Genomic DNA, 3,105 nt, shown 5'->3' on the forward strand with positions numbered 1-3,105 from the left:
AGTCGGATGAGGCGGTACCGGTTGTCAATGTCAGGTTATTTCCGGCCTGCGCCGTCAATTGTTGACCGGCATTGACGTGGGCGGCGGTGGCAGTCAAATCCTGCCCGGCTTGCAGGGTCACCTCACCGGCGCCGGTTATCTGGCTGCCAATATCCTGTTGTTGGGTCAGATGGCGATAGTTATTTTCCCCCCAATTCCCCTGTTCTGTACGGTGGGTGCTTAAGGTGTCCAGCGTCAGGTTATGGCCGGCGGTTATCTCGGTGCGACCGTCTTTACCGGCGTTCTTCACCTCACTGGCGGTTAATTGCACATTGTTGATGGCGCTCAGTGATAAGGTGCCCTTATCGTTCTGCACATAAATCCCCGCCGGACGGTCCAGCCAGCGGTTAGCCTCATCCCCGCGCACAGTTGATGCACTGGTGATATCGCGACCTTTCAAAGCTACCCGGTCATCCCCCTGAATCTGGCCGCCCCGGTTGGTGAGCGTCTGTTGGGCCGTCAAATCCACTTTGCCGCCGCGAATAAAGCCGCTGTTGGTGAGATTGTTGGCGGTCAGTTGGGTGACGTCACGCCCGCTAATCGTGCCGCTGTTGGTAATATCGTCCTGATTGTTGAGGGCCACGGCATTACCGGCGAGTAGGGCGCCATCACTGCTCAGGTCGCCCTGACGGACACGCGCATACACCTGAGGCACGGTGACCACCTCAGTAGTGCCGTCCGGCAAAGTCACCGTTTGGTTCGTCAGCCAGATAATGTCCGAAGTCAGCAGCGCCATCTGCGCCGGACTCAAGGCGACGCCCGGCGTTAACTGTTGCTGTTGGCCAAAGGCAATACCGGCATCCATCAGCGCTTTAAACTGCGCTTCATCGTTGTTGTAGCCGGTCAGATAGCGCCGGCCGGTCAGTTGGGTAATCTGGTCCCGCACCAGTCGCTGTTCATAGAACCCATCGCCCAGGCGTTTGTGAACCCGCGCCGGGTCGTGCGTTAACTGTTGCCGCATGTAATCCGAACCCAGCCACTGTTTATACTGGGTAAATTTCGGGTCGGTTTCGACCAGATAGTGGCTGTCACTGCCCGGTTGCACCGTATACAGGCTGTTATCCGGCAAGCGGGTATTAGGGGTCACTACACGTATCACCGGGTCGATTGTTTGCCCTTTCACCGTTTCCGGGGGCAAACTCAGTTCAAATGGCTGGCCGGGGGGCAAGACCAGAGGCTGGTCGTTTATCCCGCTCACCGGTTTGACCGCCGTGGGGGCATCGTGTATCTGACCGGTTTGTCGGTCCGTAATCGTGATATCGGTGTTCTGTGGACGGGTATGGTCCTGCCAGGCCAGCGTTTTCAGGTCAATCGTTTCTACCACCGGCGCAGGGTGATAACCACTGCGACTTTTTCCCTGCGAGGTTTTAGTACCGCCGACACGGCGTTTTTTCTTTTTCGCATACCAGTGAGTCTGGCGACCTTTATCGGTGGTGATGCGCTCCCCCTGAGTGGCTATATTGTGCAGTTCGCCTATTTCGCCGTTCAGCTCGCCGCCGGCGACAATTTGGCTGTCGTGATTAGTGACTTTCGCACTGTTGAGCGTGATATTGCCGCCGGCCAGAATTTTACCGGGGTCACTCTGTTTAACCTGCGTTTCCTTCACGGTGCGGGTGTACTGATATTCGTAAAAGTCATTACTGCGACTGCCGTCCGGCATGATGGCATCGTGTACGCCGTATTTGTTGTGGCGGGAAGTGTCCACTTGTGACCAGTCATAGCGAATGGTCTGGCCGCTCAATACCGCATCGTGATGTCGCGATTTTTCCGTTTCGACGACTTGGGTGACCAGACCGGCGTTGGTGTTGTTAATCTGGTCGGCCTGAATCTTCAAATTGTTCCCGGCTTCAATCGTTGCGGCGTGGTTATTGAGCTCACGCGCCTGACCCGTTGCCGTCAGGCTGTTGTCCAACTGGCCGCCAATGTGCATATCGCCCACGCTGTAAATCTGGGCATGGTGACTGTTGTTGAGTATCCCGGTCCCGATATCCAGCCGGTCCCGCGCGGCAATCACGGCGGCTTTGCCGTCCTGTGCGCTGTTATTCAACGTGCCCGTCTGGAGGGCGAGTTGGTCGCCGTAAATGCGTCCGGTGCCGGTATTGTTCAGGGTGTTGGCCGTGAGATGGGTCAGACCGCCGTCAATCAATCCGGTATTGTTCAGCGTATCGTGGACCTTGATTTGCGTTTGCCCGGCGCTGATTTCACCGGCGGCGCTGTTGGTGAGATTGTGGGCGTCAAGATGCAGCGCCTGACCGGCTTTTATCTGGCGGTCATTGCGGAGATTGCCGGTGGTTTTCAGGGTCAAATTGCCATTGGCTGCGGTGTTGCCGGTATGGTGAAAATCCTCGGTTAAAGTGATCGCCATATCGCCCTGCGATAACAGTTGGCCGTCCCCACTCAGGCCGTGAGCGTTAATCGTGGCGTGTTCCCCGGCAATCAGGGTGCCTTGCCGGTTGTTAATCGCCAGATGCGGTTGCTGAGCCTCGCGGTTGATAGTGAGCTGCTTGCCTGCGGAGACCAGCCCCTGGATATTATTCAAGCTCTGGCTGATGTTTGCTTGCAGGTGGTCGGCCGCTCGTAAAGCCCCTTGATTGTTGTCCACTTGTTGGGCGTTGACCGTCAGGTTTTGCGCTTCCAGTCCTTTATCTGCCTGCGCCGTGTCACGATTAGTCAGGTGAGCGGTGCTCAGGGTCAATTGCCGACCACTACGGATAAGGCCGCCGGTGTTATCGGTTTGGGTTTCAACATTAAGAGTGGTGTCGCCTACCGCCTGCACTTGCCCGTGACGATTATCGAGCCGCTGGGTTTTCAGGTTGAACGTACCGGCCGACAACAATTTGCCGTCCCGGTTATCGGTCTGCGCCTGTCGGGTGTCGATAACCAACTGTCCGCCTTGCAGATGACCGTGGCGATTGTCCAGCGGGCCGCTGGTGACGGTGGTTTTGCCCTCACCGAGAATCTGGCCTTGCTGGTTATCCAGTAATTGCCCGTCGGTGTCCAGATTCAGGGCGTCTGCGGATTGTAAGGTCCCCTCGCGGTTAGTGAGTTGTCGGCTGTGAATGTCCA

1 pseudogene is annotated in these 3,105 nt (G+C 56.9%); it reads right to left on the bottom strand.

What is annotated here, in order from left to right:
• Nucleotides 1–3,105, bottom strand: a pseudogene (locus tag KZ793_RS22130) (S-layer family protein); the annotation flags it as partial.

The sequence above is a fragment of the Photorhabdus antumapuensis genome (assembly GCF_020387775.1).
In the GTDB taxonomy this organism is placed as follows: domain Bacteria; phylum Pseudomonadota; class Gammaproteobacteria; order Enterobacterales; family Enterobacteriaceae; genus Photorhabdus; species Photorhabdus antumapuensis.